The 15,903-nt window shown below is 72.3% G+C and carries 11 protein-coding genes; 7 read left to right on the forward strand and 4 right to left on the reverse strand.

What is annotated here, in order from left to right; translation table 11 throughout:
- Window positions 1–6: 6 nt before the first annotated feature.
- Both KF837_44255 and KF837_44260 read right to left on the reverse strand, forming a co-directional pair.
- On the reverse strand, window positions 7–1,797 hold the full coding sequence (locus tag KF837_44255; GenBank protein MBX3234387.1) for a hypothetical protein: 1,791 nt from the start codon (window positions 1,795–1,797) through the stop codon (window positions 7–9).
- Window positions 1,794–3,599, reverse strand: a complete 1,806-nt coding sequence (locus KF837_44260; GenBank protein MBX3234388.1) for a hypothetical protein — start codon at window positions 3,597–3,599, stop codon at window positions 1,794–1,796. Before KF837_44260 ends, KF837_44255 begins: the two co-directional genes overlap by 4 nt.
- A 55-nt stretch (window positions 3,600–3,654) precedes the next feature.
- Here KF837_44260 and KF837_44265 point away from each other — a divergent pair, with 55 nt between their 5' ends.
- The 4 genes from KF837_44265 to KF837_44280 are packed head-to-tail and all read left to right on the forward strand — an operon-like array spanning window position 3,655 to window position 10,692.
- Entirely contained in the window at window positions 3,655–5,130 is a 1,476-nt protein-coding gene (locus KF837_44265) for a carboxypeptidase regulatory-like domain-containing protein (protein ID MBX3234389.1), read from the forward strand.
- Entirely contained in the window at window positions 5,127–7,019 is a 1,893-nt protein-coding gene (locus KF837_44270) for a hypothetical protein (protein MBX3234390.1), read from the forward strand. The genes KF837_44265 and KF837_44270 overlap by 4 nt, the downstream gene beginning before the upstream one ends.
- The gene (locus tag KF837_44275; GenBank protein ID MBX3234391.1) at window positions 7,016–8,674 is read left to right on the forward strand and encodes a serine/threonine protein kinase; all 1,659 of its coding nucleotides are present in this window, start codon (window positions 7,016–7,018) and stop codon (window positions 8,672–8,674) included. The genes KF837_44270 and KF837_44275 overlap by 4 nt, the downstream gene beginning before the upstream one ends.
- Window positions 8,671–10,692: a hypothetical protein gene (locus tag KF837_44280; GenBank protein MBX3234392.1), complete on the forward strand. Its 2,022-nt coding sequence runs from the start codon at window positions 8,671–8,673 to the stop codon at window positions 10,690–10,692. The genes KF837_44275 and KF837_44280 overlap by 4 nt, the downstream gene beginning before the upstream one ends.
- A gap of 63 nt (window positions 10,693–10,755) precedes the next feature.
- Here the strand turns inward: KF837_44280 and KF837_44285 are convergent, their stop codons facing one another.
- A complete protein-coding gene (locus tag KF837_44285) occupies window positions 10,756–10,968 on the reverse strand; it encodes a hypothetical protein (protein ID MBX3234393.1) in 213 nt (70 codons plus the stop codon).
- Between KF837_44285 and mutY the strand changes: the two genes are divergently transcribed.
- Genes mutY through KF837_44300 form a run of 3 tightly spaced genes read left to right on the forward strand, consistent with a single transcriptional unit; the run spans window position 10,940 to window position 14,623 of the window.
- Window positions 10,940–12,016 carry an A/G-specific adenine glycosylase gene (gene mutY, locus KF837_44290; protein MBX3234394.1) on the forward strand — a complete coding sequence of 359 codons (1,077 nt, stop codon included), beginning with the start codon at window positions 10,940–10,942 and terminating at the stop codon, window positions 12,014–12,016. The two genes, KF837_44285 and mutY, sit on opposite strands and share 29 nt — an antisense overlap.
- Before the next feature lie 12 nt (window positions 12,017–12,028).
- Entirely contained in the window at window positions 12,029–13,123 is a 1,095-nt protein-coding gene (locus KF837_44295) for a diguanylate cyclase (protein ID MBX3234395.1), read from the forward strand.
- Window positions 13,124–13,147: 24 nt separating this feature from the next.
- Window positions 13,148–14,623, forward strand: coding sequence for a TolC family protein (locus KF837_44300; GenBank protein MBX3234396.1), 1,476 nt, complete (start codon window positions 13,148–13,150; stop codon window positions 14,621–14,623).
- 18 nt (window positions 14,624–14,641) lie between these two features.
- Here KF837_44300 and KF837_44305 read toward each other — a convergent pair.
- The coding region (locus tag KF837_44305) for a TolC family protein (GenBank protein MBX3234397.1) at window positions 14,642–15,903 on the reverse strand (1,262 nt) is incomplete at its 5' end.

Genomic DNA, 15,903 nt, shown 5'->3' on the forward strand with positions numbered 1-15,903 from the left:
TCGCGGCTACCGGATCTCGTCCGCGCCGATGTCGATCGGGCGCGTGCGCTGCTCGTTCTCGAAGTCGTGGTCGGGCGCGTCTGGGTCGTCGATGTCGTTCGGCGAGCCGGCGTTGACGAGGTTCGGGTTCGACATTCGCACGAGCGCGGTGAGCTTCGGATCCTCGTTGTAGAGGGTGCGGACGTCGATCGTCGGCACCTTCACCTCCGTGAGCTTGTCGAACGAGAGGAGGTGCTCCACGCCGTTGTCCCACGTGCGGTACGCGAAGTCGTCTCCGGGGTGCTCCGGCGGCACGTGGAAGAGGTCGTTGTACGCGAAGTCCGCGAGGTGGGCCTCCTGCTGCAGCGCGGCGTCTTCGTAGACGTGGTAGCGCCGCCTCGCGACCCCGCCGAGGAGGATGTTGTTGCGGACGTGACCGAGCGAGAGGACCAGCCGGTGCGTGTTCTTCACGACGATCGCGGCGCTCTTGCCCTCGTCACGGTTCCCGCCTCCGTCGATCACGTTGCCGTTCACGACGACCTTCGACGGCAGGTTGGCGTTGTCGGTCAGCAGCAGGGCGACGCTCAGCGGGGCGCGCACGCCGCCGATGAAGTTGTTCGTGAGGACGGCGGCCGCGCCGACGACGCGGACGCCGCCGCAGAACGACGAGAAGGCCGGGCGGCATTGGGGGGTGGGACCTTGGCTCGGGCCCGGCGGATGGATGCGGTTTCGATCGATCGTGATCGGCGCACGGACGTCCACCGCCCAGCTCCCGCCGACGCTCGCGTCGTCGGAGCTCGATGGCCCCGCGACGATCGTGTTGTCGTCGAGCACCGTCGCCGCGGTCGTGTTGTTGGCGACGACGGCGACGCTCGTGACCGCGGGGCCGCTACGGATGTCGCTCCGAGTGACGAAGGCGTTCGCGAAGCCGCCGCTGAAGCTGCCACCGATGGGCGTCTCGAACAGGAGCCCGATCGAGTGGTCTGCGGTCTGACCGGCGAGGGTGCAGTCCTCGACGTAGGGCCCCGGTCGCGCCGCGTCGTTGCTGCCCGTGACGAGGAGGCCGATCGAGCGCCGGTTCACGCCGACGGCCGTCAGCGAGAGATCGCCGCCGTAGAGCTCGTTCTCGACGAGCCGCGGCGAGCCCGCCACCGTCATCCCGACCGATCCGAGCTGGTCCGCCGCGACGTTTCCGCTCACGCCGACGACGCGGAACCCCGTGAACCGGGTCGCCCGCGTCACCTCCTTCGGCACGACGACGCCCGCGTTGGTCTGGTTGGCGATGTGGGACTTGTTGGCGAAGTCCTGCGTCTCCCATTTGCACGGCGGGTTCGCCGCGTCGCACGTCCACGCGCCGCTCATGCTGACGCCGTCGATGAGCGTCACGGCGTCGTCGTACTTGCCGCTCGCGACGTAGATCGTGGTGACCTTCCGTCCGCCGTTCGTCACCGCGTCGAACGCGCGCTTCAGCGTCTTGAACGGAGCCTCGGGCGTGCCCGCGCCGTCGTCGTCGCCCCCGCTCTCCCAGACGAAGAGCGCGTCGCAGTGGCGGCAGCCGGCGTCGTCGTCCGACGCGTCGATGCGCGGATCGCCCGCGTCGTCGTCATCGTCGTCGCCCGGATTGGAGGCGTCCCTGTTCGTCGGGTCGACGCCGCCGTCCGCGAGCCCGGGCGGTGTCGTCGCGCCGTCGCCGATCCCGCCCTCCGCCGTGAGCCCGTCCTCCGCGAGCGGCAGCTGCTCCATCGGCAGGTACCCGCACGCCGCGACGACGGCGGCGCCGACGCCGGCGAGCCCGAGCCGCTTCGCGCGGCGGCTCACTTGGCCTCGTGCGCGCCGATGTCCATCCGCTCTCCCTTGACGCGTCCGGTGCCGTCGATGTCCTTTGGCGGCGCCTCCGCGTCGGCGCGGCCCTTGTTCACGAGCGGCGAGAGATCCGGGTCGATGTGGACCTTGGGGACGGCAGCATCGGTGAAGAAGGGATCGACGATGGTGATGTTCTCGTCTTGCGGCGTCACGATGCCCTTGAGCTCCGTGAAGGCGAGGTCGACGACCGCGCCGTCCTTGATGTAGCGGTACGCGTGGTCGGCGTGTCCGCTCACGTTGGTGTGGTAAAAAGCGTTGTTGTAGAGCGCCTCGAGGTGCGCGCTCTGGCCGTTGCTGTTCCGGTCCTCGTAGACGTTGTACCGCGTCGTACCGGAGCCGCTCCCGAGGAGGTTGTTCCGAACGCGCCCGACCGTCAGGGCCGAACGCACGACGACGGCGGCGCTGATCGTGTCGCTTCCGACGATGCCGCCGCCGATGCCGCCGCCGTCGAGCGTGTTGCCGTTGACGATCACCAACCCGCCGGTCGTGCCCTCGAGGAGGACGGCGGCGCTCTGCGGCGCGTAGGCGCCGCCGATCCAGTTGCTGTGCAGCACGAGCGCGCCCGTGCTCTTGACGCCGCCGCAGAAGTCGCGGGACGAGCAGAACATGGTGCCGTCCTGGTCACCGCGCGGGTTGATGCGGCTCATCTGGAGCTTGATCCCGCCGTCCGCGAAGACGGCCCAGCTCGTGCCCGGATCGACCACGGTCGTCGCCGTCGACGGGCCGGCCTGGATGATCGCCTTCTCGATGAGCGTCGAGTCGACCGTGGTCTTGATCGCGCGGACGCCGATGCTGGTCGCCGCCTTGTTGGAGGAGACGCTGCCGCCCGTCATCATGAGCTTCGGCGTGGCGGCGCTGAAGGTCTTGCTCGCGAGCGCGATGCCGATCGACTCCTCCTGCGCCGCGCCCGTCCGGATCGTGCAGTCCTCGAGGTACGGGCCGTCGCCCTGCCTGACGCCGTCGATCGAGAGCGCCGTCAGCCGCGCCGCGGTGTTGCTGGAGACCGCGTCGTGGCCGAGCTCGATCTCGACGTCCCGGAGGACGGGCGAGCCCCCTTCGATCGACACCGCGACGGCGGACGTCGAGGCCCCCGTCCCCACCGTGCCGACGACGTGGACGCTCTGGATCGTCGTACCTCGCGTGATCTTCTCGGAGATGACGAGGCCGTCGGGGCTCGTCGCCCGGATGAAGGTCTTGCCGCTCGGCGCGTACTTCCAGTCGCACGGGAGGTTCGTGCACGTGTAGCCGCCGATGAGGTGGATCCCGTCCTTCAGCTCCGTCTCCGCCGCGTCGTAGCTGCCGTCGAGGATGTGGACCCTCTTGCGGCCGCTCGACGCTGCGAGCGCGACGCCGCGCGCGATCGTCTTCGCCGGACGACGCGCGGAGCCGTCGCCGTCTTCGTCGGCATTCGAGTCGACGTAGACCACGTCGCACGGAAGCAACGCGCTGCAGCCGTCCCCGCCGTCGATCGGGCGCACGACGTCCGGCTCCGCGTCGCGCGGATCGACGTCCCCGCCGTCGCCGGACGAGCCGCCGCTGCTGCTCGTCGTCGAACCGTCGGGTCCGCCATTTCCGCTGCTTCCGCCATCTCTGCCGACAACGCCGGAGGACGTCGTCCCGCTCGAGCCGCCGTCGGCGGTGAGCCCCTCCTCCGCGAGCGGGAGCTCGTCCATCCCCAGGTGTCCGCAGGCGGCCACCTGCGCGAGACACGCACCACCAAGCACGATTCCGAAGCTGAAGGTTTTAAGCCCGCCCATGGTTTCAGTATACGCTCGCGCTCGGGGTATGCGCGCACGGTCGCGGGTTCTTGTCTTGACGCTCCTCTCGTGGTTCTTGCCCGCCGGCGCGCGGGCGGACGAGGTGGCGTCGTTCGTCGGCGCGGGCCCCGCCGGGCTCCCCGCGCTCGCCCGCGTCAACGTCGCCGCGCCGCGGAGACCGCTACAAATCACGGCCGCCGCGAGCGGGGGCTACGGCTACACCGAGGCCCAACCGGGCGAGAGCGGCGCACATCATCGCGGCTTCGGCACACTCGGCGTCGGGGTACAACCGCTCCGGTTCCTCTCCGGATCGATCTCCCTCGAGGGACGCTACGACAAACACCCCGACGACGCGCTCGGCGCGAGCTCCACCGGCGTCGGCGATCCGCGCATCGCCGCCCGCTTCGCGGAGGCGGTGTCGTCCTCCGTCGCGCTCGGCGGGCAGCTCGGCCTGCGCGTCCCCGGCGCGGAGGCGCCGTCGGTCCGCTTCGACGCGAGCAGCGTCGACGCGCACGCGCTCGCGACGATCGCGCCGCCGGGCGCCGATCTCGCGATCGCCTTCGACGTCGGCTACCGCTTCGATCGCAGCGCCGAGGTCGTCGCGAACCCCGCCCGCGTCCGCCGCGGCGATCGCATCGCGCTCCACGCGAGCGACTTCGACGCGATCCTCCTCGGCGCCGGCGCGAGCAAGCGCGTCGGCCGCCTCGAGCTCCTCGGCGAGCTCACGTGGGAGCCGCTCCTCGGATCGAACGCGCCGTCGCCGCTCGCGTCGCCGTTCCGCTTCGGCGCCGGCACGCGCGTGCAGATCAGCGATCCGGGGGTGACGCCGGAGGGGATCCAGGCGGAGCTCCGCGCCGAGATCGGCCTCGGACGGAGGCCCGGCACGCTGCCGGCCGATCCGCTCGCGCCGCTCGAGCCGCGCGTCGCCTTCGTCCTCGGCTTCCGCTTCACGCGCGCGCCCGCGCGCCCGACCGCGGAGCCCGCCCCGCCGCCGCCGCCGCCGGTCGCGCCGCCGCCGTCCACGCCGCCGCCCGTCGCGCCGGTCGCGACCGGCACCGTCCGCGGGAAGATCACCGGCGATCGCGGCGAGCCGATCGCGAACGCGCAGGTCGGCGTCGGTGACAAGAGCGTGACGACGGGGCCCGACGGCTCCTTCACGATCGAGCTCCCTGCCGGCAAGGCTTCGCTCACGGTGAAGGCGACAGGCTATGAAGACTCTGTGATGGACGTCGAGGTCGTCGCCGGCGCCGCCGCCACCGCGAGCGTCACCGCGAAGCACACGATCAAGCCCGGGCAGCTCCGCGGCCTCGTGCGCGCCTTCAGCGGCAAGCCGCTCGCCGCGACGATCCGCGTCGAGCCGATCGGCGTCGAGACGAAGACCGACGCCGACGGCGTGTTCCAGGTCGACGTGCCGCCCGGATCGTACGAGGTCGTCGTCCAGGCGGAGGGCTTCGCCGGCCAGCGCCGCCGCATGCAGGTCGAGGAGAACGGCGTCACGATCCTGAACGCGGACCTGCGGCCAGGGAAATGAGCCGCCACCTCGCCCTGCTGCTCTTCGTCCTCGCGCTGCTCCTCGCGGGCTGCAAGGACAAGAGCGTCGCCGAGGTCGCGAAGCACGAGGGAGACCTCAAGCGCGACACCGCGAGCGCGGTCGGCGCGTGGGAGCCCGCCGCCGACGGCGCGAAGCTGAACCTCGGCGACGGGCTCAAGACCGGACCGAACGCGGAGGCCGTCATCCGGCTCACGCGCGGCGGCAAGCTGAAGATGCCGCCCGAGACGACGATCCGCTTCCTCGCGACCGCGCCCGGCGCCACGTCGCCGCGGCTCACGATCGAGGCGGGCGAGGCGAGCGTCGAGGCCGACAACGGCGAGGTGCTGCTCGAGACCTCGATCGGCACCGCGCGCATCGAGTCCGGCGGCGCGATCAAGCTCACCCCCACCGAGGGCGGCACGCGCATCGAGCTGAGCCTCGGCGCGGCGCGGATCGAGACCGCGGACGGCGGGCTCGCCCTCACCGCGGGCAAGGCCTTCGAGGTCAGCCTCGGCGGCGCGGTCATCGAGCGCGATCCGAAGGCGCCGGAGGACGCGGGCACGACCGCGGCCGAGGTCGACGCGGGACCGGCCGTCGATCCGGGCGCGGCGTTCGTCGACGTCCACGATCGCGGCGTCCGCCGGCAAGCGAAGGGCTCCACCACCTGGCAAGCGCTCGCCGACGGCGCGGCGGCGGTGAACGCCGGCGACACGATCGACGTGCCCGCCGGCGCCGCGATCGAGATCCGGCGCGGCGGCCAGCAGGCGCGCGTCGTCGGCGCGGGCCGCGTCGTCGTCGGCGAGGCGGGCGGCGCGCTCGCGCGCGCGACGGCGGGCAAGGTCGAGATCGCGGGCGCGGGCGAGGACACGCGGATGGACGTGCCGGGCGGCGCGTTGACCGCGAAGGCAGGCAAGAGCCGCGTCGACGCCGAGATCGCGGCGGCCGGCACGAAGGTCGCGGTCAAGCAGGGCGACGCGGAGGTGAAGGGCGCGGGCGCGGCGGAGGCGCTCAAGGTCGGCGACACCGCGACGCTCAGCAGCAAGGGCGTCGTCGTCGTCGGGCGCGGCCCCGCGATCGTGGACTTCACCGTGCGCGCCGGCGACTCGATCGTGATTCGCGATCCGAAGCCGCCGACCGCGGTCGGCATGGAGCTGACCGCGCTGTGCCCCGGCGGCGGGGTCGTGACCCGCGGCGAGAGCACGAGCGTCCGCGGCGAGAGGAAGGCGAACGTCTCGTTCCCCGCCGGCTACAACGCGTATTCGGTCCGCTGCATCGGCCCCGACGGCGTGGAGGACAAGCCCGCCGCGACGGGCACGATCGCCGTGATCGCGGACGCGGCGAAGGCCGAGCTCCCGCGCCTGCCGCCGTCGAGCGTCGTCGACACCGACGGCCGCCGGTACACGATCCTCTACCAGAACCTCCTCCCGTCGTTCGTCGTCCGCTGGCCCGACGCGCCGGCGGGCGGGAGCTACGTCCTCTACGTCGACAAGAACAAGCGGCCCGCCGGCCCCGCGCGCGTCACCCTCGCGGCGGGCGCGATCGGGGAGGGGACGCACACGCTCAAGTTCGAGACGGCCGACGGCGGCAAGGGCTCGCCGGAGACCACCGTCGTCGTGAAGTTCGACAACGCCGCGCCGGCGGCGAGCCTGCGCGAGCCCGCGGACGGGAGCTTCGCGCCGGGCGCGTCGGTGAACGTGGCGGGCGTCGTCGTCGAGGGCTGGAGCGTGAGCATCGCCGGGCAACCGGTCGCGCTCGACGAGCACCAGCGGTTCTCCACGACGGCGACCCCGGTTCCGGGCGAAAATGCGATCGTGCTTCGTCTGAGCCACAAGCAGCACGGCGTCGTCTACTACGTCCGCCACGCCGCGCCCGCCGGAGCCAAGCCGTGAGCGAGGTCGAGGACGAGGTCGTCGCGCCGGACCCGATGGTCGGCGCGACCGTGCTCGGACGTTACCGCATCGTCGCGCGCCTCGCCGCGGGCGGCATGGGCGTCGTCTACCTCGCGCGGGCGGAGGGCGCGGCCGGGTTCGCGAAGCCCGTCGTCGTGAAGCGCATCCTCCCCGAGCACAACACGAACGCGAACATCGCGCGGCTCTTCGTGCGCGAGGCGAAGATCCTCGCCAACCTCCAGCACCCGAACATCGTCGGCGTGATCGACTTCGGCGAGGAGGACGGCGCGTACATCATGGTGCTGGACTACGTCCGCGCCTTCCACCTCGGGCTCTGGCTCCTGTACCGCCGCGCGCAAGGGTGGCAGCTCCCGATCGCGGGCGCGATCTACATCATGACGAAGGTGCTCGACGCGCTCGAGTACGCGCACACGCTGAAGCTCCCCGACGGCACCCAGCTCGACATCATCCACGCCGACGTCTCGCCGTCGAACATCCTCGTCGACACCGACGGTCACGTGAAGCTGCTCGACTTCGGCATCGCGCGCATGCGCGGCGAGGTCACGAAGACGACCGACAAGGCGACGATCCGCGGCAAGCTCGCGTACCTCCCGCTCGAGGCGCTCGACGGCTCGCCGCCGAGCGTGCAGACCGACGTCTACGCGGCGGGGATCACGCTCTACGAGCTGCTCGCCGGCGCGCATCCGTTCGCGGTCGAGGACGACACGGTGACGATCGCGCGCGTCATCTCGCACACGCCGCCGCCGATCAGCGCGGCGCGCCCGGAGGTGCCGCCCGAGCTCGACGCGATCCTCGAGCGCGGCATGTCGAAGCTCCGCGAGACGCGCTACGCGAGCGCGAAGGAGTTCGCGCGCGAGCTGCGCCGCGTCCAGCCGATCCCCGAGGACGAGGTCGCGGCGAGCCTCGCCCTGCTCGTGAGGCAGGACTTCGCGTCGATGCCCGACATGCCCGACCTCGGCGCGATCTCCCTCGCCGAGCTCGAGGCGGCCTGGCGCAACCCGCCGCCGCCCTCGAACGTCGTCGCGACGGGCCGGAACCGCGCGATCGAGTTCGCGCCGACGCAGCCGCCCGACCCCGAGCCGCCGCCGCCGGCGAAGAGGAGCGCCGCGCTGCCGATCGCGATCGCGATCGCGGTCGTCGCCGCGATCGGCGTCGCGGCGGCGGTCCTCGTCCTCGCGCTGCGGCGCGCGCCCGACGACGACGCTCCGCCCACGATCATCTCGGTCCGCGACGACAGCAAGGGCGCCATGACCGCGTCGTCGGGCGCGCTCCCCGTCGTCGTGACGGCAGAGCCGAGCGCGCCGGCGGCGTCCTCGGTCGCGCCGGCGGCGCCGTCCGCGTCGGCGCCGCGCGCGAAGCCGGCCGATCCCTTCACCGCCGCGGTCGCGAAGCAGCTCCCCGCGATGGACGCGTGCGTCCGCGAGCACGCCGGCGCCGACGGCGCGCCCGAGATCCAGATCCGCTTCACGGTCGAGCCCTCCGGCGCGGTGCAGAAGGTCGAGCTCACGCCCGCCGACCTCACCGCGGCGCCGCTCGGGCAGTGCATCATCGGCGCGGCGCGGCAAACCAAATTCCCACCTCAGCCGCAAGAGACGAAATTGACGATTCCGCTGAAGGCCCGCCGCATCCCGTGAGGCGGGCCTTTCTCTTCGCCGCCGGTCTCGTCGCCGCCGTCGCCTGCACCGCCGCGCCGGCGCGCCCGGGCGCGCTCGAGCCGCGCTACGTCGCGGTCCACAACACGCTCGCGGCGATGGGGCTCGCGCAGGTGGGGCCGATCCAGCGCGGCGCGCTCGCGGAGGGGCGTGAGGCGCGCTTCACGATCGATCTGCCGCGCGACTGCGCGACGCTCGTCGCGATCGGCGGCGCGGACGTGCGCGACCTCGACCTCACCGTCCTCGACGCCGAGGACAAGCAGCTCGGGAAGGACACGACCGCGGACGCCGAGGCGGCGGTGAAGGTCTGCCCCTCGCTCGGCGGTCGCTTCACCGCGGTCGTGAAGATGACGCGCGGGAGCGGCGACTTCATCGTCGCGAGCTGGACCGGGGCGCCGGGGCTCGCCGCGCCCGCCGGCGCCGCGGCCGCGACCGCGTTCGGCGCGGGCACCTGCGAGGCGCCGCTCCCGCTCCCGCTCGGCGCGTCCACCGGCAGCACGCGGAAGGGCGAGGCGGACCACTCCGGCAAGTGCGTGAACGCGGACGCGAAGGAGGTCGTCTACCGCCTCGACCTCGAGAAGCGGCAGCGCCTCGTCGTCGAGGTCGATCCCACGTTCGACTCCGTCGTCTACCTCCGGCGCGACGACTGCGAGGAGAAGGAGGCCGAGGTCGCCTGCAACGACGACGTCGTCGCCGGCACCTCGAAGCGCCCGATGCAGGACCGCGGCTCCCGCATCGAGGAGGTGCTCGAGCCCGGTCCCTACTTCCTCTTCGTCGACGCGGCGGGCAGCAACGGCGGCACCTACCGCATGGACGTCGAGCTCACCGACGTGCCGACGCTCGCGGAGACGTGCCGGCAGGCGAAGCCGCTCGGGTCCCACGCCGCCGGCGCGCTCAACGACGCCTTCGATCAGCTCCACGGCTCGTGCGACTTCGGGCACGGCCCCGAGATCCCGTACCGCCTCGACCTCCCCGCCCGCGCGCGGACGCGCGTCGTCATGCACGCGGTCGGCGATTTCGCGCCGGTGCTCCACATGCGGAGCTCGTGCGCGGACGACAAGACCGAAGTGGCCTGCACCGATCGCGGCATGCGCGCGGCCGACACCGCGCTCGTCGCGACGCTCGATCCCGGCGCGTACACCGTGTTCGCCGACTCGGTGGAGAAGGGCTCGCGCGGCCGCTTCACGCTCGACGTCGACCTCACCCTCGAGGGCGGAAAGGGCGTCCGCGGCGACGCGTGCGGCGACGCGATCGCGATCACGCCGGAGGACAAGAGCGTCGACGGCGACACGTTCGAGGCGAAGGACGACTTCGCCCCGACGTGCGCGGGGAAGGGCGGGGCGGACATGATGTACCGCTTCGAGCTCCCGGCGCGCTCGCGCGTGACGGCGCGCTTCGACGCGGAGGAGGGGAACCACGTCTTCTTCCTCGCGAAGAGCTGCGCCGACCGCGCGACGGACATCGCCTGCGCCGCCTCGATCGACGAGATGCTGAACCCGGGCGTCTATTACCTCGGCGTCGACGGCCTCGCCCAGGGCCCGTTCGGGCGCTTCTCGTTCAAGCTCCGCGCGAAGGACGTGAGCCTGCAGGAGGCGGCGTGCAAGGCGGTGCCGTCGATCGCGCTCGGTCAGACGATCCGGGGGACGACCGCGGGCGCGCCGGATCGCTTCACCGCGTCGTGCGCGGGCCGCCCCGAGGCCCAGGCGAGCGGCGATCGCGTCTTCAAGCTCACGTTGCCGTCGCCGCAGCGCGTGCAGCTCCTCCTCTCCACCCCGAGCCACGACGGCGTCCTCGCGATCCGCAAGTCGTGCCTCGACCCGCCCGGGATGAAGAACGTCCGCGAGGCCGAGGCCGCGTGCAACAACGACGGCCCCGACACGCGCCACTCCAAGATCGACACGACGCTGCCGGCGGGCACCTACTTCGTCGTCGTCGACGGCCACCAGGGCCGGAACGAAGGGACCTTCACCCTCGAGGCCCGCGCGATGCCGCCGAAATGAGAACGACGTCACCATGTGCGTCGGCGAGCGGGGTGCAGGGGCGCAGCCCCTGCGTTGAGGAGCTCAGCCGCGTTTCTTCGCGTATTGGTACGCCGTGTATGCGGCGAGCAGGTGGCAGATCCAGCCGAGCGTGCCGCCCGAGCCGATCCAGAAGCCGGGCGTGATGATGAGCCAGAAGATGCCGCGCAAGAACGCGCCGTTGTAAATCTGCCCGACGCCCGGGACGATGAGGGAGAGAAGGGCCGCGATGCCAGGGTCACGTCGGGTTTTGCTCACGGAGGGGGAACATGGGCCCGCCGCGCCGCCGGCGCAAGTCGCGATGCTGCGGCGCGACCTGATCGCCTGGTACGACGCGTGCCGGCGCGACCTGCCATGGCGCCGCACCCGCGATCCGTGGGCGGTCTGGGTCAGCGAGATCATGCTCCAGCAGACGCGGGTCGAGACGGTGATCCCGTACTTCGAGCGGTTCCTCGCGCGGTTCCCGACCCCGCTCGCGCTCGCGGAGGCGCCCGAGGACCAGGTCCTCGCGGCGTGGAGCGGGCTCGGCTACTACCGCCGCGCGCGGCTGCTCCACGCCGGCGCGAGGGCGGTCGCGGCCGCGCCGATCCCGGATCAGCGCGACGGGCTCCTCGCGCTCCCCGGCATCGGGCGCTACACCGCGGGCGCGATCGCGAGCATCGCGTTCGGACGCGCGGTCGGGCTCGTCGACGGCAACGTCGCGCGTGTCCTCGCGCGGCTCTTCGCGATCGAGGACGACATGAAGCGCGGCGGCATGAAGAAGGCCGAGGCGCTCGCGGACGAGCTCGTTCCGCGCGATCGCCCCGGCGACTGGAACCAGGCGCTGATGGAGCTCGGCGCGACGGTCTGCACCCCGCGGAGCCCGGCCTGCGATCGCTGCCCCGTCGCGCGCGACTGCCGCGCGCGCGCGGAGGGCAAGGTCGATCGGCTGCCCGTGCTCGGCGAGAAGACCAAGCCGAAGCCGCAGAAGCTCGCCGCGCTCGTCGCGCGGAGCGGCGGCAAGGTCCTCCTCGCGCGCCGGCGCTCGGACGGCCTCTTCGGCGGGCTGTGGGAGCCGCCGATGGTCGCGACCGCGGCCGCGCTGAAGGCGGCGTTCGCGGTCCGCGACGCGAAGAAGGTCGGCACCGTCGTCCACGTGCTCTCGCATCGGCGCCTCACGATCGACGTCCTCACCGCGAGCGCCCACGAAGCTCCCGCCGCGCTGCCGGATCCCTACGAAGCGGCTGGTTTCTTCGACGAGCTGTCCCTCGGCGAGCTCGGGATCTCGACGCTCGCGCGCAAGGTGCTCGCCGCGGGAACGTGTTAGAACGGAGACGCGATGGGCGTGGACCTCGACGACGACGAGCCTTCGTCCGAGCGCGAATCGACGGTGCTGCGCGCCGCGCTCGCGCCGGCGGTCGCGGGCCTCTCCGCGCCGTCGCTCGACACGACGCCGACCGCGTGCGTGCTCGTCGCCGACGACGACGCGCCGACGCGCGAGCTCATCGCGTCGACGCTGCGCGCGAGCGGCTACGAGGTCGAGACCGTCGCCGACGGGCAGGCCGCGGTCGAGCGCGTCGCGCGCGGCGGCATCGACGTCGTCCTCCTCGACGCGGTGATGCCGCGCATGAGCGGCTTCGACGCCTGCCGCACGATCCGCGGCCTCGGCGGCCACGCCGCGGGGAAGTCTTCGTTCGTCCCCGTCGCGCTCGTCTTCGCGAAGACCGATCCGAAGAGCCGGATCGAGGCGGTGAAGATCGGCGCCGACGGCTACGTCTGCAAGCCCTTCGAGCAGACGGAGCTCCTCGTCTGCGTCTCGTCCGCGCTCAAGATCAAGCGCGCGCACGATCGCCTCGCCTCGATGCGGGAGCGGCTCGATCGCCTGCGCCGCTTCGATCCGCTCACGGAGGCGTATTCGTTCCTCCACCTCAACGAGCGGCTCGACGCGGAGTTCACGCGCGCGGAGCGCCACTCGGAGCCGCTCGCGTGCGCGGTCCTCGACGTCGACCGCCTCAAGATCCACAACGAGCGCGGCGGTCGCTCCCTCGGCGACGCGGTCCTGTGCGGGGTCGCGGAGGTGATCAAGGGATCGGTCCGCGACTCGGACGCGGTCGCGCGCTACGGCGGCGACGAGTTCTTCGTCCTGCTCCCGTCGACCCATTTCGCCGGCTCGCTCGTGGTCGCCTCCCGCATCTGGCGCGACGTCGCCGCCCGCGTCTTCACCTCGTCGTCGCCCGACGGGCCGCGCGAGGCGCGGGTCACCGCCTCCCTCGGGGTCGCCCTCTTCCCGAGCCGGGACGTGCGGACGAAGGAGGCGCTCCTCGGCGCGCTCGAGGCCGCCCTCCTCGAGGCGAAGCGCCGGGGCGGCAACCGCCTCTGCGTCTTCCAGCAGGAAGGCTTCATCTACACACCTAGCGGCGACGAGCGCGGCTAGTTTTGCTAACGTGCCGCCGCTCCGATGCGGCGGTTCGCGTGCTCCTCGATCCTTGCGCTCGGCGTGGTCTTCGCCGCGCGCGACGCGAGCGCGGGCCCCTTCGACCTCGAGGACGAAGAGGACGAGCCGAAGAAGGCCTCGTCGGACGCGGCGACGCCGCCGCTCGTCGATCCCTCGCAGATGCCGACGCCGCCGGTCCAGACGATCCGGACCCACGCCTACACCCTCGCGGAGTGCCTCCTCCTCGCGGAGCGCAACGCCCCGCAGATCTGGGCGGCGAAGGGCCGCCTCGGGCGCGCGCAGGGGCAGTACCACGAGGCGATCTGGCAGCCGTGGTCGTTCTGGCACCTGAACTCGACGTTCGGCTACCTCCCGCCGATCGGCGGAACGCCGTTCTACAACGCGTCCCCGTACACGCTGCTCTACCAGGGCTTCGGCTCCGGCTGGCAGCCGGCGTTCGGCGTCAGCATCGGCGGCACGCTCCCGCTCTACACGTTCGGGAAGATCGACTCGATCAAGCGCGCGGCGGAGGGCAACGTCCGCGTGCAGGAGTGGGACATCGAGAAGCAGCGGCAGCAGATCCGGGCCGACACGCGGCGCGCGTTCTACGGCCTGATGCTCGCGCGCGACGCGCAGTACATCGCGAACGACGTCCTCGGGAAGCTCAACAAGGCGATCGGGGACATCACGCGCAAGCTCGAGCGTGGCGACCAGTCGGTCGAAGAGGCGGACCGCCTCCGGCTCGAGTACAACCGGGACGAGATCCTCGCGCGCATGGCGGAGGCGAGGAAGGGGGAGGCCTACGCGACGGCCGGCCTCCGCTTCCTCACCGGCGTCCAGAGCGCGTTCGACATCCCCGACGAGCCGCTGAAGCGGCCGAACGTGGTGATCGGCCCCGTCGTTCGGTACCTCACCGCCGCGCGCCTCTTCCGCGCCGACGTGAACATGGCGCGCGCGGGCGTGGCGGCGCGCAAGGCCTTCGTCGATTTCCGGCGCGCGGAGCTCTTCCCGAACATCGGCGTCGGCTTCAACGCGGCCTACTCGGTCGCGCCGAGCGCGGACCCGCAGCGCGCGGCCTGGATCGGCGATCCGTTCAACCGCTTCGGCGCGTCGTTCGGCTTCGGCGTGCAGTGGGGCCTCGATTTCCTGCCGAAGCAGGCGCGGATCGAGATCGCGGAGGCGGAGCTCGAGGAGACGCGCGCGCTGGAGCGCCTCGCCCTCGGCGGCGTCGCGGTCGAGGTCGAGAACGCCTACGCCGCCGTCGTCGAGGCGAACACGCGCGAGATGAACTGGGACCGCGCGGAGCACCGCTCGAAGCGGTGGATCGCGATGACGCAGGACGCGATCGACCTCGGGACGAAGGACGAGCGCTTCCTGATCGAGCCGCTCCGCGCCTTTATCTTCGCGCGCATCAGCCACGCGACCGCGCTGATGGACCTGAACGTGAACCTCTCCGAGCTCGCCCGCGTCACCGGCTGGGACGCGGCCGCGGGGCAGTAGCCCGCAACGCCGTCGCGCTCACCAGGGGCAGAGCGCGAGGGCGAGCACGGCGGCGACGCGCGCCTTGACCAGGTTGAAGTCCTGGACCGCGAGCTGGATCTCGGCCTGGCGCAGCGCCTGCGCGGCGGCGACGAGCTCGAGGCTGGTGCCGCGGCCCTCGAGGTAGGACGTGCGCGTGAGGCGGTCGGTCTCGGCGGCGAGATCGCGGGCGGCGGCGGCGACCTTGCGGCTCTCCTCCGCGACGCTCACCGCGCGGCGCGCCTGCGTGACCTCGATCGTCGCCTTGCGGCGCGCGGCCTCGAGGTTCTGGAGCGCGATCGTCTCCTGCGCGGCGGCGTCGCGCACGTTGCCGTAGCGCACGCCGCCGTCCCAGATCGGGATCGTGAGGACGCCCTGCACGTTCCACGTCGTCGCGGGGGCGAGGGTGTTCTGCACGGTGGAGGTCGCGAGGGAGGAGCGGAGGTCGATCGACGGCGCGAACTGCAGCTTCGCCTCGGTCGTGCCGCGCTGCGCGATCTCGACGCGCTTGTGGAGCGCGGCGACGTCGGGGCGCTGGTCCACCGTCTCGGCGACCTTGCACGAGGAGCGCGCGCTCTGCTCGAGGCCGTTCAGGTCGACGTTCGGCGGCACGCCGGCCTGCTCCGAGAACCCGAGCGCGAGCCCGAGCGCCTCGCGCGCCTGGCGGAGGTTCTCGTCGCCGGTGACGAGCGTCGCGCGCGCGGTCTCCACGTCCTGCCGCGCGCGGACGACGTCGAGGCCGGTGCCGCTCCCGAGGTTCGTCTTCCGCGTCGTCAGCTCCATGCGCTGGAGCGCGTTCTGGAGGCCGACGCGGTTCAGCTCGGCGACGCGCTCGTTCGTCACGACGCCGACGATCGCGTTCGCCACGTTGAGGGCGATCACGCGCTTCGTGTCCTCGTAGCTCATCTGCGCCGCCTCTTCGTTTCGATGCGCGGTGCCGATCATGTACCAGGAGCGCAGGTTGAAGAGCGGCTGCGTGAGGGAGCCGCCGGCGGTGCCGAGGTTCTGGAGCGGGGTCGTGCCCTGGAGCGGGGGAGGGAGGTCCTTCGTGATCAGGTTGTGCGTGAACGAGCCCTGCGCGTTGATCGTGGTGAGCGCGTTGCCGAGCGCGATCCGCGACGCGGCCTCCGCGCGCGCGATGGTGGCGACCTGGATGCGGAGATCGGTCGAGAGCGACTTCACCCGCTGGAGCGCCTCTTCCCACGTCGCGACCTCGATCCGCGCGCGCGGCACCGGCGCGAGCATCGGATCGTCGACGTCGG

Source organism: Labilithrix sp. (assembly GCA_019637155.1).
In the GTDB taxonomy this organism is placed as follows: Bacteria; Myxococcota_A; Polyangia; order Polyangiales; family Polyangiaceae; genus Labilithrix.

What these genes read in the sequence shown, in the direction of transcription:
- KF837_44300 (MBX3234396.1), top strand. Translation starts at nt 13,148, where the DNA reads ATGCGGCGGTTCGCGTGCTCCTCGATCCTTGCGCTCGGCGTGGTCTTC.
- mutY (MBX3234394.1), top strand. Translation starts at nt 10,940, where the DNA reads ATGCCAGGGTCACGTCGGGTTTTGCTCACGGAGGGGGAACATGGGCCC.
- KF837_44295 (MBX3234395.1), top strand. Translation starts at nt 12,029, where the DNA reads ATGGGCGTGGACCTCGACGACGACGAGCCTTCGTCCGAGCGCGAATCG.
- KF837_44270 (MBX3234390.1), top strand. Translation starts at nt 5,127, where the DNA reads ATGAGCCGCCACCTCGCCCTGCTGCTCTTCGTCCTCGCGCTGCTCCTC.
- KF837_44260 (MBX3234388.1), bottom strand. Translation starts at nt 3,599, where the DNA reads ATGGGCGGGCTTAAAACCTTCAGCTTCGGAATCGTGCTTGGTGGTGCG.